This window comes from Aestuariivirga sp. (genome assembly GCF_047602625.1).
In the GTDB taxonomy this organism is placed as follows: Bacteria; Pseudomonadota; Alphaproteobacteria; order Rhizobiales; family Aestuariivirgaceae; genus Aestuariivirga.
The window spans coordinates 1267580-1281122 of sequence record NZ_JASGGV010000002.1; the positions used below are offsets into that span (position 1 = coordinate 1267580).

At 61.6% G+C, this 13543-nt stretch carries 14 protein-coding genes; 8 read left to right on the top strand and 6 right to left on the bottom strand.

Features of this window, described 5'->3' with window-relative positions; all coding sequences use genetic code 11:
- Positions 1-3: 3 nt before the first annotated feature.
- Genes QM694_RS11215 through QM694_RS11225 form a run of 3 tightly spaced genes read right to left on the bottom strand, consistent with a single transcriptional unit; the run spans position 4 to position 5488 of the window.
- Positions 4-3504: an indolepyruvate ferredoxin oxidoreductase family protein gene (locus QM694_RS11215; RefSeq protein WP_415007018.1), complete on the bottom strand. Its 3501-nt coding sequence runs from the start codon at positions 3502-3504 to the stop codon at positions 4-6.
- Complete coding sequence (locus QM694_RS11220) at positions 3501-4703, bottom strand: acyl-CoA dehydrogenase family protein (RefSeq protein ID WP_415007019.1); 1203 nt, start codon at positions 4701-4703, stop codon at positions 3501-3503. Before QM694_RS11220 ends, QM694_RS11215 begins: the two co-directional genes overlap by 4 nt.
- An 8-nt stretch (positions 4704-4711) precedes the next feature.
- Entirely contained in the window at positions 4712-5488 is a 777-nt protein-coding gene (locus tag QM694_RS11225; protein WP_415007020.1) for an SDR family NAD(P)-dependent oxidoreductase, read from the bottom strand.
- On the opposite strand from QM694_RS11225, the gene QM694_RS11230 reads away from it, so the two are divergent.
- The gene (locus tag QM694_RS11230; RefSeq protein ID WP_415007021.1) at positions 5487-6338 is read left to right on the top strand and encodes a gamma-glutamyl-gamma-aminobutyrate hydrolase family protein; all 852 of its coding nucleotides are present in this window, start codon (positions 5487-5489) and stop codon (positions 6336-6338) included. The two genes, QM694_RS11225 and QM694_RS11230, sit on opposite strands and share 2 nt — an antisense overlap.
- Here QM694_RS11230 and QM694_RS11235 read toward each other — a convergent pair.
- Positions 6335-7012: a haloacid dehalogenase type II gene (locus tag QM694_RS11235; protein WP_415007022.1), complete on the bottom strand. Its 678-nt coding sequence runs from the start codon at positions 7010-7012 to the stop codon at positions 6335-6337. The two genes, QM694_RS11230 and QM694_RS11235, sit on opposite strands and share 4 nt — an antisense overlap.
- Before the next feature lie 59 nt (positions 7013-7071).
- On the opposite strand from QM694_RS11235, the gene nthA reads away from it, so the two are divergent.
- Genes nthA through QM694_RS11250 form a run of 3 tightly spaced genes read left to right on the top strand, consistent with a single transcriptional unit; the run spans position 7072 to position 8682 of the window.
- A complete protein-coding gene (nthA, locus tag QM694_RS11240; RefSeq protein ID WP_415007023.1) occupies positions 7072-7689 on the top strand; it encodes a nitrile hydratase subunit alpha in 618 nt (205 codons plus the stop codon).
- Positions 7686-8339 carry a nitrile hydratase subunit beta gene (nthB, locus tag QM694_RS11245; RefSeq protein WP_415007024.1) on the top strand — a complete coding sequence of 218 codons (654 nt, stop codon included), beginning with the start codon at positions 7686-7688 and terminating at the stop codon, positions 8337-8339. Before nthA ends, nthB begins: the two co-directional genes overlap by 4 nt.
- A complete protein-coding gene (locus QM694_RS11250; RefSeq protein ID WP_415007025.1) occupies positions 8329-8682 on the top strand; it encodes a nitrile hydratase accessory protein in 354 nt (117 codons plus the stop codon). The genes nthB and QM694_RS11250 overlap by 11 nt, the downstream gene beginning before the upstream one ends.
- Here QM694_RS11250 and QM694_RS11255 read toward each other — a convergent pair.
- Positions 8612-9352: a cytochrome c biogenesis CcdA family protein gene (locus tag QM694_RS11255; RefSeq protein ID WP_415008614.1), complete on the bottom strand. Its 741-nt coding sequence runs from the start codon at positions 9350-9352 to the stop codon at positions 8612-8614. The two genes, QM694_RS11250 and QM694_RS11255, sit on opposite strands and share 71 nt — an antisense overlap.
- Positions 9353-9473: 121 nt before the next feature.
- Here QM694_RS11255 and QM694_RS11260 point away from each other — a divergent pair, with 121 nt between their 5' ends.
- The 4 genes from QM694_RS11260 (at position 9474) to QM694_RS11275 (ending at position 12858) form a co-directional block, all read left to right on the top strand.
- Positions 9474-10406 (top strand): zinc ABC transporter substrate-binding protein, encoded by a 933-nt coding sequence (locus tag QM694_RS11260; protein ID WP_415007026.1) that lies wholly within the window; start codon positions 9474-9476, stop codon positions 10404-10406.
- Positions 10407-10472: 66 nt separating this feature from the next.
- Positions 10473-11138 (top strand): DUF1007 family protein, encoded by a 666-nt coding sequence (locus QM694_RS11265; protein WP_415007027.1) that lies wholly within the window; start codon positions 10473-10475, stop codon positions 11136-11138.
- On the top strand, positions 11135-11788 hold the full coding sequence (locus QM694_RS11270; RefSeq protein WP_415007028.1) for a DUF1007 family protein: 654 nt from the start codon (positions 11135-11137) through the stop codon (positions 11786-11788). The genes QM694_RS11265 and QM694_RS11270 overlap by 4 nt, the downstream gene beginning before the upstream one ends.
- Complete coding sequence (locus QM694_RS11275) at positions 11776-12858, top strand: nickel/cobalt transporter (RefSeq protein WP_415007029.1); 1083 nt, start codon at positions 11776-11778, stop codon at positions 12856-12858. The genes QM694_RS11270 and QM694_RS11275 overlap by 13 nt, the downstream gene beginning before the upstream one ends.
- 61 nt (positions 12859-12919) lie before the next feature.
- Here QM694_RS11275 and QM694_RS11280 read toward each other — a convergent pair whose 3' ends face one another.
- On the bottom strand, positions 12920-13537 hold the full coding sequence (locus QM694_RS11280) for a DUF642 domain-containing protein (protein ID WP_415007030.1): 618 nt from the start codon (positions 13535-13537) through the stop codon (positions 12920-12922).
- Positions 13538-13543 lie beyond the last annotated feature (6 nt).

Here is a 13543-nt window from a genome sequence, read left to right on the forward strand (position 1 = left end):
GTTTTACTCCGCAGCCGCGCGCAGAGCCGGTGCTTGATTGAACCGCGTCATCAGTTCGGCTTCACGCGTCAGGGCTCTCGCGATGGCCGCGTCTTTCACATGACCAAAACCGCGGATTTCCTGCGGCAATGAGGCAAGTTCAACGGCTACAGCATGGTTCTGCGCCGTGATTTGCTCAATCACCTGCAGCATACGCTCCCGGTAATCAGTGATCAGCGCCCGCTCCTTCTTCCGCTCCTCGGTGCGCCCGAAGATATCGAAGGCCGTGCCACGCAGGCCCTTGAGGCTGGCGAGAATACGAAAACCGGTCATCATCCACGGGCCGAATGTACTTTTCACCGGCTTGCCCGTGAAGGCATCCGTGCGTCCCAGCACAGGCGGCGCGAGGTGGAAGTTCAGCCTGTAATCACCGGAAAATTTCTTTGCGATGTCCCGCGCAAACCGGCCATCGGTATAAAGGCGCGCCACTTCATATTCATCCTTGTAGGCCATCAGCTTGAACAGGCTCAGCGCCACCGCCTCCGCAAGCCCGCTCTTTCCCGGCAGGCGGCTTTCAGCTTCGCGCACCCTGTCCACAAAGCCCCTGTAGGATTCCCCATAGGCGGCATTCTGGTAATCAGTGAGAAAAGCCACTCGCCGCGCGATGATCTCATCCAGCGCCTGCGGCTTTGCGGCGGGTGGCAGCTTTGCAGCAATCACCGCGCGCACAGCCTTTTCATCCGCCGCAGCGCGCCTGCCCCACAGGAAGGCCGCCAAATTCATCTTCACCGACACGGCGTTCTGCCGCACCGCCTCTTCAATCGCCTCGCGGCCGACAGGCACCAGACCCTTCTGCCATGCATAACCCAGCGTGAAGAGATTTGCCGCGATGGAATCGCCGAGCAAGGCCGTGGCGATTTCCGTTGCATCGATGGCGAAGAGATTGCCGGGCTTCACCGAAGCGCCAACCCGCAGCGACAGCGCGCCGCCCGGCAGCGTGAAATTGAAATCATACGTGAACTGCGCCGGCATGGTTTCATGCGCATTCACCACCGCCGCTGTCCGCGCCCGCGATGCGCCCGCCAGAATGCGCTCGGATGCGGATGTGACCAGATCGCAACCGAGGATCAAATCCGCTGAACCCGATGCCACGCGGACAGCCGAAATCGCTTCGGGCGCAGCCGCGATTTTGAGATGCGTGACAACAGCGCCATTCTTCTGCGAGATGCCCACCATGTCGATGAGCGCCGCGCCCTTGCCCTCGATATGCGCCGCCATGCCAAGGATATGGCCGATGGTGACGACGCCGGTTCCGCCGATGCCGGTGACCAGAATGTTCCAGGGCTGATCGAGTTTCGGCAACTCCGGTTCGGGGATCACCGGAAACGGCGTTGCATCGCCAGCCGCTGCCTGCGGTGAAGCCCCGCGAATGAGTTCGCCGCCCTTCACCGTCACGAAGCTGGGGCAGAAGCCCTTGAGGCAGGAAAAATCCTTGTTGCAGGCGGATTGATCGATCTGCCGCTTTCGCCCGAATTCGGTCTCAACCGGCTCGATCGCCACGCAATTGGATTGCACGCCGCAATCGCCGCAGCCCTCGCACACCGCTTCATTGATGAACACCCGGCGGCTGGGATCGGGAAACTCGCCTTTCTTGCGCCGCCGCCGTTTTTCGGCGGCACAGGTCTGGTCATAGATCAGGACGCTGGCGCCCTTCACCTGCATGAGGCCGCTCTGCACCTCCTGCAATTCGCTGCGGTGATGAAAACTCACGAAAGGCGGGAAGGCGGATTTGCTGGGATATTTGTCGGGCTCATCCGAGACGATGGCGATGCGGTCGATTCCGAAGGAACGCACCTGATTGGCAATCTGCGGCACCGTGAGGCCGCCATCATTGCGCTGGCCGCCCGTCATCGCCACGGCGTCATTGAACAGGATCTTGTAAGTGATGTTGACGCCCGATCCCACGGCATGGCGGATCGCCATCAGGCCGGAGTGATTGTAGGTGCCATCGCCAATGTTCTGGAACACGTGCTGCCGCTTTGAGAACGGTGCCTCGCCGATCCAGTTTGCGCCTTCACCGCCCATGTGGGTGGCGCCTTCGGTTTTCCGGCCGGGCACGAATTGCGCCAGCCAGTGGCAGCCGATGCCCGCATAGCCGCGCGCGCCATCGGGCAGCACGGTGGAGGAATTATGCGGGCAGCCTGCGCAGAAATAGGGGATGCGCTGGGCGAGATCGGCCTGGTTGCGCCCCGCTTGCCCTTCCGCATGAAACGTGGCAGCGCAATCGCTCACCGCGCGGTCCTGAATGCAGCGCGCCACCGCGACGGCGATCTGGTTGGGTTCCAGCACGCCATAGGGTGCGAAGAGCGTTTTTCCGTCCTGATCTGTCTTGCCGATCACCCGCGGGCGCTGTTTCTCCGCATAGAGAATATCGCGCAGCTGCATCTCGATCAGCGAGCGCTTCTCTTCCACCACCATGATGGTATCGAGGCCCCTGGCGAAGCTGCGGATGATCTCGGGCTCGAGCGGCCACACCATGCCGATCTTGAGCAGGCGGAGCCCAAGCTTTGCCGCCCGCACCTCATCGATGCCAAGTTCTTCCAGCGCCTGTCGCACATCAAGATAGCTCTTGCCTGCCGCCACGATGCCGAGTTTTGGCGCGGCACCGCCATTCATCACCACGCGGTTGATGCCATTGGCGCGCGCGAAAGCCAATGCCGCCGGAATCTTGAAACTGTGCAGCCGCACCTCTTGCGGCACGCGGTCGTCATTGGGGCGGATATGCACGCCATCCGGCGGCATTGGCGCGTCATCCGGAATGACGAAGGGCTTGCGCTCCAGCCCTGCCTCGACCACGGCGGAGGACTCGACCGTGTCATGCATGCCCTTGAGTCCGACCCACACACCGGCGAAGCGCGACATGGCAATGCCGAACAGGCCGTAGTCGATGATCTCCTGCACGCCCGCCGGGCTCAGCACCGGCATCATCGCGTCGGACAGCGCCACGTCGCTGGCGTGTATGACGGTTGAGGACTCGCCGGAATGGTCATCGCCCGCAATGGCCAGAACGCCGCCATGCTTTGAGGTGCCCGCCATGTTCACATGGCGGAACACATCACCCGAGCGGTCGACGCCCGGCCCCTTGCCATACCAGACGCCGAAGACGCCATCGAACTTGCCCTCGCCGCGCATCTCCGCCTGCTGGCTGCCCCACAGCGCGGTGGCGGCCAAGTCCTCGTTCAGGCCCGGCTGAAACTTGATATTGCGCGGCGCGAGAAGCCCGCGCGCTGACTGGAACTGATTGTCCACCGTGCCCACCGGAGAGCCGCGATAGCCCGTCACATAACCCGCCGTGTTCAGCCCGGCGCGCCGGTCGAGTTCGGACTGCATCAGGACCATGCGCACGATGGCCTGCGGCCCGCTGAGGAAAACCTTAGGGATCGTCAGGTCATATTTGTCGGCGAGGCTTGGCGTGGCTTTCGGCATGGGCCGACTATAGACATTTGGGCGGGGATGCCAACTCATCCCCACTGCCAGAAATCATTGCCTTCTTTGGCATAATGGCGGGCCAGAACCATCTTGTGCACTTCCGATGCGCCGTCCACCAGCTTGGCGCAGCGGGCATAGCGGTAGATCCAGCCCAGCACCGTATCGGTGGAATAGCCCTTCGCCCCACACAGCTGGATGCCCATGTCGGCGGCGCGGTTCAGAACTTCCGCCACATGGATTTTCGCCATGGAGATTTCCTTCTGCGCCTTGCCGCCCTGATCCAGCACCCAGGCGGCATGCATGGTGAGAAGCCGTCCCTTTTCGATCTCCGCCGCAAGGTCTCCCAGCATGATCTGCACGCTTTCATGGTCCGCCAATGTGCTGCCAAAGGCCCTGCGTTCCTTCACATAATCATGCGCGGTCTCGAGGCAGCGTTTGGAAAGCCCAAGCCAGCGCATGCAATGGGTGAGCCGTGCTGGGCCCAGCCGCATCTGGGTGATGCGCAGGCCATCGCCTTCTTCCAGCAGCCTGTTCTCTTCTGGGATTTCAAGCCCGTCGAATTCAAGCTCGCATACGCCGCCCAGCTCATCCGGCCCCATGGTGGGAATGCGCCGCACCATCTTCCATCCCGGCTGGTCCTTGTGGAACAGGAAGGCCGAAAGCCCCTTGCGCGGATCATCCGATGTGCGCGCCATGAGGATGAAATGCGTGGCGCCGTCAGCGCCGGAAATGAACCATTTCCGTCCGTACACGGCATATTTTCCGCCGCGTTTTTCCGCCCGCGTCAGCATCATGCCGCCGGGGTCGGAGCCGGAGCCGGGGGCGGGTTCCGTCATCACAAAGGACGAGCGGATTTTGCCGTCAATGATGGGCTGAAGCCATTTATCCCGCTCCGTCTCACTTTTCAGCGTGAGGTTGAGAATGTTCATGTTGCCGTCATCGGGCGCCGCGCAGTTGAACGCGAGAGGCCCAAAGATGGAGCGGTTCGCTTCTTCATAAAAAGCCGCCCATCCCACTTTCGGCAGGCCCAGCCCCCCACGCGCCACCGGCATCTGCGGCGCCCAAAGCCCTGCAGCCCTGGCCTTCACCCGCAAGGGCTCAAGCACATCCTGCCGGATATTGTCGTACTGATCGTAGTTGCCGCGATCCGCCTCCAGCGGCAGGATCTCGCGCGCCACGAAATCCCGCACCTTCAGGCGCAGCGTGTCGATCTCCGGCGGAAGCGAGAAGTCCATGTCCGTTCCTAGCTGAAAGAGGTGAGATGGCCGCCATCCACCACGATGGTCGTGCCAGTCATGAAACCGGAGGCGCGGGGAGAGGCAAGAAGCAGCAACGCACCATCGAGATCGGATGGATCGCCCGCCCGCCGCTGCGGCACGCGCTTGAGCATCGCCTTGCCGGCATCGGAGTTCAAATGCGCCTCCGTCATCTCGCTCCAGATATAGCCGGGAGCAATGGCGTTGACGCGGATGCCATGGCGCGCCAGTTCAAAGGCATGTGCCTTGGTCATCTGCTCCACCGCCGCCTTGCTCACCGCATAGCTGGCCGATGTGGCCCCCACGCGGAAACTGGCGATCGAAGCCATATTGATGATGGCGCCGGGCCGTTCTGCCGCCACCAGCCGTTGCGCGAAGAACTGCGAGAGATGCCACACCGCATCCACATTGGTGGATTGAACGAAGGTGAAATCCTCGGGCGGCGTGCCGAGGAAGCGCGGCTGGCCCGAAACCCCGGCATTGTTGATGAGCAAAGTCACTGGCCCGAGCGCGGCCTCGGCCTGATCAAACGCTGCGGCATAGCCGGCCCGGTCCGTGACATCGAATGCCAGCGGCAGGGCCGATCCGATGCGTTCCGAGAGGGCGGAAATCCGCTCCATCCGCCTCGCCGCCAGCACCACCTTGGCCCCATGCGCCGCCAGCACTTCGGCAAAGCGCGCGCCAAGCCCCGACGACGCGCCGGTAATGAAGGCCACTTCGCCCGTGAGGTCGAAAAGCCTTGAGGCGGGAACGATATCGGTCATGGATTGGACATGGTTTGGCGCTTTGCGCTATCTAGACGTCAAATCCAGCACTTCACAAGGCTTTGCCCGCATGACTGCCCTGTCGCCGCTCGTCGGCCTTCCCGCCGATACCTATGAAAGCCACGGTTTCCTCTTTCATTCGCTGGGCGACAAATATGTGCGCGCCGTGGCGGAAGTCTCCCGCTGCACGCCGCTGATGATCCCATCGATCATCGATGCCTTGGCGCTGGACGGCCTGCTGGATCATTTCGACGGCATCCTGATGACCGGGGCCGTGTCCAACGTCCATCCGCCGCACTATGGCGCGGAGCCGACGGTAGACCACGAACCTTATGACCACGCCCGCGATGCGATGACGCTGAAGCTCATCAAGCGCGTGGTCGAGCGTGGCATTCCGCTGTTCTGCATCTGCAGGGGATTTCAGGAACTGAACGTCGTGCTGGGCGGCACGCTGGAAACCGAATTGCAGCGGGGCGAAGGCCGCCTCGATCACCGCGCGCCGAAATCCGATGACACCGATCTCCGTTACGGCCCCAAACATGCAATCACAATCACGCCCGGCGGCGTCCTGGAAAAAATCCTCGGTAAGCGCGAGACGATGGTGAACTCCATCCACCGCCAGGGTGTGGCGAAACTGGCCCCCGGTCTCACGGCGGAAGCGGCGGCGCCTGATGGCATCATCGAAGCCGTGTCGGTGAAGGGCGCATCCACCTTCGCACTCGGCACCCAGTGGCACCCCGAATACAAGGCGCGCAACAATCCCGATTCGGTGAAGCTGTTTGAAGCTTTTGGCGATGCCGTGCGTGCCCACGCATCTGCCCGGAACGCCAAGCCGCGCAAGATCGCCTAGATCAAAGCGGCAAGCTCCGAAAGATCCTTGATCAGCCTGTCGGGGCGGCCGGGGATATTGTCGTCGCGGAGGCCAAAGCGGTCCACCCGCGCCACCTGAAAGCCGAACTGCGCTGCCGCCTGCGCATCCCATGTGTTGGCTGAAACGAAGCACACCGATGGCGCATCCTGAATTTGCAGCTTCTGCATGGCCAGCCTGTAAACGCGGCGGCTGGGCTTGTAGATGCCCACATCCTCAACCGAGAGGACGAAATCGAACAGCCGTTCAAGCCCGGCGGACCGCACCGCCGCATCCAGCATCGACGGGCTGCCGTTGGAGAGGATGGCAGTGCGCTGGCTCTTTGCCTTCACCGCCTTCAGCATCGGCTCCGCATCGGGATAGGCGTCGAGCTTGAGATAGAGAGCCATGATCTCATCGCGAAGGCCCGGTTCTTCGACTCCATGCGCATCGAGCGCATAATCCAGCGCATCGCCCGTCACATGCCAGAAATCGGCGTGAACGCCCATCAGGCTGCGGAGCCAGGTATATTCAAGCTGCTTCTGCCGCCAGAGTTTTGAAATCTCATCTGCCCTGGGGCCGATCTCGGCGGCGAGCTTGCGCATCGGGGCGTGCACGTCGAACAGCGTGCCATAGGCATCGAACACACAGGCCCGCACCCCTTCGAGCTTCGCCATTCCGCTTCTCCCCCGCACCGCCCTTGCGCTATGCTATTCTGAACACCGGGAAACACAATATGCCGCATGACGGACATGACCACGATCACGAGGGCTCGGAGCTTTCGCCGCTGGCCCTGCGCGTGAAGGCGCTCGAATCGCTGCTGGTCGAGAAAGGCTATGTCGACCCGGCTGCGCTGGATGTGCTGATCGACACCTATGAGAACAAGGTGGGCCCCCGCAACGGCGCGCGCGTGGTGGCAAAAGCGTGGGTTGATCCGGCCTATGCCGCGTGGCTGAAGCGCGATGCGACGTCGGCCATCGTTTCTCTGGGCTATGAGGGCCGCCAGGGCGAACACATGGTGGCGCTGTTCAATACGCCACAGCTCCACAACATGGTGGTCTGCACACTGTGCTCCTGTTACCCGTGGCCGGTGCTGGGCCTGCCGCCGGCCTGGTATAAATCCATGCCATACCGCTCGCGCGCTGTGATCGAACCGCGCGCCGTGCTCGCCGAATTCGGCTTGAACCTGCCCGAGACAACGGAGATCCGTGTCTGGGATTCGACGGCGGAGGTGCGCTATCTCGTCATTCCGATGCGCCCCGAAAATACCGGGGGGCTGGGCGAGGACGAGCTTGCAGCCCTTATCTCCCGCGACTCGATGATTGGCACCGCTTTGGCGGGAGCAGCCGCATGAACGGCCCGCATGACATGGGCGGCTTCACCGGTTTCGGCCCGGTCGTGGCGGAAAAGAACGAGCCGTTCTTTCACGAGGACTGGGAACGCCGCGCCTTCGCCGTGAACCTCGCCATGGGCATGACGGGAAGCTGGAACATCGACACCGCCCGCCATGCGCGCGAGCGCCTTGATCCTGAACTCTACTGGCGGTCCAGCTATTACGAGATGCGCCACTATGCGCTGCTGGACCAGCTTTATGCACTTGGCCTTGCGACGCCGGAAGAAGAAAAGACAGGCCGCATGCAGTTGCCGCCTCTGAACGTGAAGCGCGTGGCCCGGGCAGCGGAAATTCCGGCCATCCTGAAACGTGGCGGGCCTGCGGAGCGATCCTCTTCCACCACCCCGCGCTTCGCCGCTGGAGATAAAGTCCGTACACGGAACATAAACCCTGAAGGCCACACCCGCCTGCCGCGCTATGCGAGGAGGCGCGTGGGAGAGATTGTGATGGTCCATGGCTGCCATGTGTTTCCCGACAGTTCCGCCCATGGCAAGGGCGACGATCCGCATTGGCTCTATGCGGTGAAGTTCACCGCGCGGGAACTGTGGGGAAAGGACACCGCGGACAGTGTCTGCGTCGACCTGTGGGAGCCCTATCTCGATGCCGCCTGACGAACACCCCTTCGCGGAACCCTGGGAGGCGCAAGCCTTCGCCATGGCGGTGAAGCTGCAGGAACAGGGACTATTCACACCTGTGGAATGGGCTGAAGCCCTGGGTGCGGCACTCCGGCAAGATACCAAACGCAGCTATTACGAAAGCTGGCTCTCAGCGCTGGAAACCCTCGTTACGCAAAAAGGCGCGATGACCAGGGCCGAACGCCTCAACCGCATTGATGCCTGGGATAAAGCCGCCCGCGCCACGCCGCATGGGCAACCGATTGAACTCAGCCGATCCGGCCCAGCGCCGGAAACTGCTCCAGCAGCCAATAGGAAAGGTCCTGCATCGTTCCCGTGAGGAACATGATGCCGGTCAGCACCAGCAGCGCTCCCATCACCCGCTCCACCAGCACGAGATGACGCCGGAAACGGCTCTGGAAGGACAGGAAAGAGCCCACCCCCGCCGCCGCCAGCAGGAAAGGGATGCCGAGCCCGAGAGAATAAACGGCCAGCAAACCCGCACCCTTGGCGACGTCCTGTTCACTGGCAGCGATCGACAGAATTGCCGCCAACACCGGTCCGATGCAGGGCGTCCACCCCAGAGCGAAGGCAAGGCCCACCGCATAGGCCCCCAGCAACGAGGCTGGCCGTGTTTCCGTGTGATAGCGCGCCTCGCGCTTCAGGAAGCCAATGTGAAACAGACCGAGGAAGTTCAGCCCCATCAGGATGATGAACACGCCGGCGATCTGCGCCAAGAGCGCCAGATGGGCGCGCAGCAGTTGGCCGATCACCGATGCGCCTGCCCCCAGCAGCACGAAGATGGTGGTGAAACCCAGCACGAAAAGCAGCGCCGCCGTGAGCGTGCGCCGCCAATGCACTTTTGCCTCGGCTTCGGTGGATGTCAGGTCCTCCAGCGACGCGCCGGTGATGAAGCAAAGATAGGGTGGCACCAGCGGCAGCACGCAGGGGCTGAGAAAACTCACGACACCCGCCACCAGTGCCGCCGAAATCGGAACTTGCAAATCCATGGGCACGTCAATGGCAGGGCGAGGCCCGATATTCAACGCGCGCATGGTCACGTTCCTGTCACCGCTTGACGGAGCGGTCGAACTATGTATGTTATATTATAACATTACATAAGAGTGATTGATGCGCCGGTTTTCGCTACTCGCCTGTTCTGCCCTGTTCCTCTGGCCTGCCGCCACATTGGCGTCTCCTACAGTTATCACCTCCATCGTGCCGGTCTACAGCATCGTATCAGCCGTGATGGGCGACACGGGAAAGCCGCAACTGCTCCTCAAGGGCCGCCTCTCCGAACACACGGCAGCCCTCACGCCGGAACAAATCGACGCGCTGGGCAAGGCCGATCTCGTCTTCACCGTGGATGACGGGCTGGAATTCAAGCTGGGCGAACTCGACGGCACGGAAGCCGTGAACGGCAAACATTTCACCCAGCTCTCCCATTCAGCGGGCGTGAAGGTGCTGCCTGTGCGGGAGGGCGGCGCCTGGGAGCCCGACACGGACGAACCCCAGCCCACCAACGCATCCAACACCGATCTGGTGCTGAAGTATGATCCTCATATCTGGCTCGACCCCGAAAATGCGAAGGCCATGGCCTTCGGCGCTGCTGCCGCGCTTGCAAAGGAAGACCCCGCCAACGCCGCTGCCTATGATGCGAATGCCAAGGCCTTCGCCGCAACCCTCGACAGCGTGAGCGCGGAAATCAAGACAGAGCTTGCTCCGGTGAAGGACAAACCCTTCATCGTCTTCCATGACGCCTATCATTATTTCGAAAACCGCTTTGGCGTGCACGCGGTGGGCAGCATTTCCGATGTCTCCGCCACCTCGCCCTCAGCTCAGCGCCTTGCAGAACTGCGCGCCAAGCTGAAAGAAACAGGTGCGGCCTGCGTGTTCCGCGAGCCGCAGTTCCAGGACAAATATGTGCAGGCCATTGTCGAGGGATCACCTGCAAAATCCGGCGTGCTTGACGGATTGGGCGCCGATCTCGAACCTGGGCCCGGCGCTTACGCACAAATTCTGAAGAAACTTGCGTCATCGCTCACCGCCTGCCTTTCTGGATGATCGGTAACTTCACTTTTTTGCCGCATTGCCCGATCATCTCATCCCCATCGATTCCGAGGGGACGTGGTGGAAATACGGACGCTGAAAACCGCATTGGCCGGCGCTGCGCTTCTGTTCAGCGCCGCGCCTGCCCTTGCGCACCCGCATGTATGGGCCACGCTTGAAGCCAGCATCGTGTTCAACGATCAGGGACAGATCAGCGCCATCGACATCGACTGGACCTTCGACAAGAAATACACCGAGATGGCGCTCGAAGGCCTCGATACCAATGGTGACGGCGTCTACAGCGAAGAAGAGCTGGCGCCTCTTACCCGCAACAATCTCGATGTCCTGAAGGACTATGACTACTTCACCGTGGCCCGCCTCAACGGTGAAAAACTTGCTGTTAGCGAAGCCACGGACTACGGCCAGATCTGGAGCAACGGCAAGCTGGAGATGCATTTCCGGGTGCCGCTGAAAGCGCCTGTTGATCCGCGCAGCGGGCAGTTCGTGCTCAAGGTCTATGATCCGGATTTCTTCGTCGACATCGAACTCGACAAGGACGATCCGGTTGACGTGGTCGGCGCCATGCCTCCAGGCTGCAAGCTCGACATCAAGCCGCTCCTCACCGATGCACAGATCGACCAGACGCGCGCCATGCTTGCCACCAAGGGCACGGACTGGAAGCCCGAAAACAATGAGGATTTTGGCGCCATGTTCGCACAGCCCATTGCGGTTGACTGCGCCTCATGAAACAGGTGTCGCTCGCGCTGCTCCTGATGGTTTTCACCGCATCATGCGCCAGCGCGCATCCGCATGTCTGGGCCGACATGCGCTCGATCGTGCTTTTCAATCCCGACGGGGAGATCACCGGTACGCGCGTCGAATGGACATTCGACAAGGGCTATTCCGCGCAAGCAACAGACGGACTCGACACCGATGGCGACGGCAAGTTCAGCGCTGCGGAGTTGGCCCCGCTCACCGCTGTGAATCTCTCCTCTCTCAAGACCTATGGCTATTTCATCTTCATGCGGATGAATGGCCAGATCCAGAAATTCTCCGACGCCATCGATCCCGATCAGGATTATGCCAATGGCCGCCTGACGCTGCGCTTCACCATTCCCCTGCAGCATCCCCTCGACCCGCGCGAAGGTGAATTTTCGCTCAAGGTTTATGACCCCGAATTCTTCATAGATTTCGAATATCCAAAGACCCAAGGCGCCAAAGTGTCAGGCGCGATGCCGAAGAGCTGCCACATGAAATTGACGCCCATCCCGACCAGCGCGCAGCTTGACCAGACGATGAAAATGCTCGCCACCAAGGGCGTGGATTGGAAACCGGCGGACAACGAGGATTTTGGCGGGCTGTTCGCCCAGGCGGTGGACATCGCATGCGCCCCATGATTGCCTTCGCCAGATATGTCTTCGCGGCCTTTCTGCTGATTGGCCTGATCGCCGGCCCCGCTCTCGCGGACACTCAGCCATCCGCGGCGCCCGTGGTGAAGATTGATCGCCGCAAGCTGCTGGTGCAGCCGCGCAATCCCGATGGCTCCCTGCAGGTTACTCCGTTTACGGAAGACCCCGTTCTGTGGATGCGCGACCAGCAGCAGGTTTTCTACGGCAGCATGAAGAATGCCATGCACGGCATCGCATCGGAAAAACCCTTGGCAGCGTCTCTCATGCTGATGCTGGTGGCCTTTGCCTATGGCGTCTTCCATGCTGCGGGGCCGGGGCACGGTAAGGCCGTGATTTCAGCCTGGCTGCTCGCCACCGAAAGCGAATTGCGGCGCGGCATTCTTATTGCTTTCATGAGTTCGATCATTCAGGCGCTGACGGCCATCGCTGTGGTCAGTAGCCTGCTGCTTCTTGTTGCAGGCGCCGCAGGCATGGTGCGCGACGTGGGCGCGGTTCTGGAAAGCGCCAGCTTCGCCATGATCACCGGCGTGGGGCTTTACCTCATCTGGACAGCACTTCGGCCCTATCTGCGCACGACGCCAGCACCTGTACCCGTTGCGGCTTCCCCCAGCGGCCATCACTTCGAGATCGTGAACCCGCTTCCAGCCGATCATGTGCATACGGAAAACTGCGGTTGCGGCCACGCGCATTTGCCAACTTCGACCGAGGTGCAGGGCGACTGGTCATGGCGGAAGGCATTCTCGCTTGCCTTTTCCGTCGGCATCCGTCCCTGCAGCGGAGCCTTCCTGGTCCTGCTGTCAGCCTATCAGCTTGGCCTGTATTGGGCGGGCGTTGCGGCCACCTTCGCCATGGCGATTGGCACGTTCATCACCGTGTCTGCCATCGCGGCACTTTCGGTCTATTCCAAATCGCTCGCCATGCGGCTGTCTCGCGGCAATGATCGCTGGCTGGGCCGCCTATCCTTCATGCTGCGCATCGGCGGCGGCATCGCCATCACATGCCTTGGCGCGCTGATGCTTCTGGCGTCCCTGAGTGGCGACGGCCCGGTGTCAGGCTAAGCAATCGCACAAACAAAAACAGCGGCCCGGAGGCCGCTGCTTGAAGACGACATGGAAATCTTCAGGCCTTCGCAGCCTTGCGGCGCCGCCAGCCGAGAAACGCACCGCCTGCCAAAGCCGAACCCAGCAACGGCAAGGCTGCGGGAACCGGAACGGCATTGAGGTCAACATTGTCGAGCGCCACGCCGTAAGGGCCGCCATCCAACTGCGTGAATGACAGCAGGTCACCGCCGCCGTTGTAAACAAACGTCACAACGTAACTTAGCCAGCCAGCATTGGGGCTATTCGTGACATTGACCAATGTGCCCGTGAAGCTGCCGAGCGAAAAGCTCATCGACCTTGGGCCTGTGAAGTCAGGGTTGGCGGCATAATCGAAGGACAGGGTGTAGCTCTGCCCCACATTCAATCCCGAGATCGTTTGCGTCAGCCCGCCGACGTCATTGCCAGAAAGGTCAATGCTCCGGCTTCCGTCCGATGCCGCCCAATAACTGCCGATATAATCGACGCTGTTGCCGGTCACCGTCCAGCCGTCAATGCTGGTGCTGTCACCGTTAAACACCGTCGTAAATCCACCGGGCGTGATGCCGGTCTCAAAGCTGCCGTTCTGCACGAGATTGGCGTAGGCCGGAGCCGAAGCCGCCACGATCACGACGCCGACAAGCGCAAGCTTCTTCATCATCACTGT

Coding starts and splice junctions, on each gene's coding strand:
- QM694_RS11215 (WP_415007018.1), bottom strand. CDS start 3,504: ATGAGTTGGCATCCCCGCCCAAATGTCTATAGTCGGCCCATGCCGAAA.
- QM694_RS11220 (WP_415007019.1), bottom strand. CDS start 4,703: ATGGACTTCTCGCTTCCGCCGGAGATCGACACGCTGCGCCTGAAGGTG.
- QM694_RS11230 (WP_415007021.1), top strand. CDS start 5,487: ATGGATTGGACATGGTTTGGCGCTTTGCGCTATCTAGACGTCAAATCC.
- QM694_RS11225 (WP_415007020.1), bottom strand. CDS start 5,488: ATGACCGATATCGTTCCCGCCTCAAGGCTTTTCGACCTCACGGGCGAA.
- QM694_RS11235 (WP_415007022.1), bottom strand. CDS start 7,012: ATGGCGAAGCTCGAAGGGGTGCGGGCCTGTGTGTTCGATGCCTATGGC.
- nthA (WP_415007023.1), top strand. CDS start 7,072: ATGCCGCATGACGGACATGACCACGATCACGAGGGCTCGGAGCTTTCG.
- nthB (WP_415007024.1), top strand. CDS start 7,686: ATGAACGGCCCGCATGACATGGGCGGCTTCACCGGTTTCGGCCCGGTC.
- QM694_RS11250 (WP_415007025.1), top strand. CDS start 8,329: ATGCCGCCTGACGAACACCCCTTCGCGGAACCCTGGGAGGCGCAAGCC.
- QM694_RS11255 (WP_415008614.1), bottom strand. CDS start 9,352: ATGGATTTGCAAGTTCCGATTTCGGCGGCACTGGTGGCGGGTGTCGTG.
- QM694_RS11260 (WP_415007026.1), top strand. CDS start 9,474: ATGCGCCGGTTTTCGCTACTCGCCTGTTCTGCCCTGTTCCTCTGGCCT.
- QM694_RS11270 (WP_415007028.1), top strand. CDS start 11,135: ATGAAACAGGTGTCGCTCGCGCTGCTCCTGATGGTTTTCACCGCATCA.
- QM694_RS11275 (WP_415007029.1), top strand. CDS start 11,776: ATGCGCCCCATGATTGCCTTCGCCAGATATGTCTTCGCGGCCTTTCTG.
- QM694_RS11280 (WP_415007030.1), bottom strand. CDS start 13,537: ATGATGAAGAAGCTTGCGCTTGTCGGCGTCGTGATCGTGGCGGCTTCG.